The organism is Candidatus Infernicultor aquiphilus (genome assembly GCF_002784285.1).
GTDB classification, from domain to species: domain Bacteria; phylum Atribacterota; class Phoenicimicrobiia; order Phoenicimicrobiales; family Phoenicimicrobiaceae; genus Infernicultor; species Infernicultor aquiphilus.
This window is the reverse complement of the sequence record NZ_PFKO01000170.1, coordinates 1,777-2,915: the sequence shown is the minus strand read 5'-3', so window position 1 is coordinate 2,915 and position 1,139 is coordinate 1,777. Positions and strand designations below refer to the sequence as shown.

1 protein-coding gene is annotated in these 1,139 nt (G+C 35.8%); it reads left to right on the top strand.

What is annotated here, in order from left to right:
- Positions 1-255: 255 nt before the first annotated feature.
- The coding region (locus COZ07_RS04665; RefSeq protein ID WP_406607422.1) for a phosphoenolpyruvate carboxykinase domain-containing protein at positions 256-1,139 on the top strand (884 nt) is incomplete at its 3' end.

Here is a 1,139-nt window from a genome sequence, read left to right as displayed (position 1 = left end):
ATCCTGGGAAGCGAAGAGATATTAAGAAGATTAAGGCAAAGAAGGAAAGTGGTACTGGCCTAAGTATTACTTTTACCTTTAAGCCTATTTTATTATACAAGAAGTCTCATTTTTTCGGTAAATATGCCCAGCGATAGGGGTGTACTTTAATAAAGGTTAGGTAGTTTGAGTTTTTTGAAAAATATTATCATTAATTTTCACACGCTCTGCCGTCCCCTGTCACAAAAAATAAATATTAAGTGAGGAGTTGATTTCATGGATAAAGTAAATTTACAAAAATTAGAAGCCTTGCGCAATCAGTATGTAGTAAATGTAGTTAATGAGGCTATAAGACTTTGTAAGCCTGCCAAAGTAATAGTGGTAACTGATTTAAAAAAAGACGTTGACTATATCCGAAATTTGGCAATTTTAAACGGTGAAGAAAAGAAATTAAAGATGGAGGGCCACACTATTCACTTTGATGGTTATTATGATCAGGGTAGGGATAAAGCCCATACTAGGTATCTTGTATCTAAGGATATTGACTGGGGGATAGAAGTAGAATATACCGAAAAAGAAAAAGGACTTAAAGAAATATATTCTTTCTTTGATGGAAGTATGAAAGGGAAGGAGATGTTAGTAAGGTTCTTTTCATTAGGGCCTGCTAATTCCATTTTTTCCCTTAAAGCACTACAAATTACTGATTCGGCCTATGTCGCTCACAGTGAAGATCTGCTCTACCGACCAGGATATGAAGAGTTTAAAAGACTTAATGGTTCTAATGAATTTTTCTATTTCCTTCATTCCGCCGGGAGATTAGAAAATGGGGTTTGTGTAGATGTGGAGAAGAGAAGAATGTATATTGACCTTGAAGAAAATAGGGTGTATTCGATAAATAATCAGTATGCCGGTAATTCTTTAGGATTAAAGAAGTTAGCTTTTAGATTGGCCATTAATAAAGCTCAAAACGAAGGATGGTTAGCTGAGCATATGTTTATTATGGGAGTTCATGGACCACAAGATCGGGTTACTTATTTTACTGGTGCCTTTCCCAGTGCTTGCGGAAAAACCAGCACTGCAATGATTCCTGGTCAGACCATAATCGGAGATGATATAGCTTACCTTAAAAAAATTAATGGTAAGGTAAGGGCGGCAAATGT